The organism is Helicobacter didelphidarum, assembly GCF_003364195.1.
Classification (GTDB): domain Bacteria; phylum Campylobacterota; class Campylobacteria; order Campylobacterales; family Helicobacteraceae; genus Helicobacter_A; species Helicobacter_A didelphidarum.
The window spans coordinates 1-770 of sequence record NZ_NXLQ01000166.1 but is presented as its reverse complement, the minus strand read 5'-3'; the positions used below and the strand labels follow the sequence as shown (position 1 = coordinate 770).

Annotated in this window: 1 protein-coding gene; it reads left to right on the top strand. The window is 30.4% G+C overall.

Going from position 1 to position 770, the window contains the following annotated elements; all coding sequences use genetic code 11:
- Nucleotides 1-61 precede the first annotated feature (61 nt).
- Nucleotides 62-718 (top strand): hypothetical protein, encoded by a 657-nt coding sequence (locus CQA53_RS11725; protein WP_115544043.1) that lies wholly within the window; start codon nucleotides 62-64, stop codon nucleotides 716-718.
- The last annotated feature ends 52 nt before the right edge of the window (nucleotides 719-770 follow it).

The window sequence follows — 770 nt, the reverse complement described above, 5'->3', positions numbered from 1 at the left end:
TACTATCGATAAAGTAAGCTTTGTAGTAGATAGAGATAATTTTGATGAGAGGGTAGCGTAAATGAGTGAGAAACAATTAAATAATATAGAATCTAAAAAGTTAGATTCTAATGGTGATGGGATAGTGTGGGAGTATAGGGAAAGTCAAATAGACTTTTTTATCACACTCATACTTTCATTACCTTTTGCAATATTTTTTTGTTCTCTATTGATTGAGGGGATACATAAATTTTCAAATAGAAATGATACAAGCCTTTTTATGACTTTATTGCTTCTTTTTTGTGCTTTTATTTGCATTTATCCGTCATATAGACTTATCAAGTTGCTAAATCAAAAGGCACTTTATCTCACAAAAGAAAATATCGTTGTTGAAAAATATATAGGAAAAACTATAATAGCACCTTTGGGAATCTCATATATTAGCAATTACTCATCAATATGGGGAACTGCCATATTTGGCATGAGCAGTGAGCTAACTTTTTATAGAATTGACTCCGAGCATTACAAGAAAATATCGTTTATTTTAGCCTTTGGGTGTGGTAATATAGAGGAGCTTTATTCATATTTATTGCCAAAGCTTGAGACTTATTTGATAGGGCTACAAGAAGAAGAATATATAGAATGCAAAATAGTGCTTAATATTGATGGTAAAATGGATTCTAGAATAGATTTTAATAAAATCGAAAGATTGCGAAAGGAACAAGAAAATGCAATGTAATACACAAACTCAATCTCCCTATATCTCATTAGAGTTTTGTTCTTGTCAGCAA

Bases quoted from the DNA above. Each gene is read 5' to 3' on its own strand.
- CQA53_RS11725 (WP_115544043.1), top strand. From the start codon at position 62: ATGAGTGAGAAACAATTAAATAATATAGAATCTAAAAAGTTAGATTCT.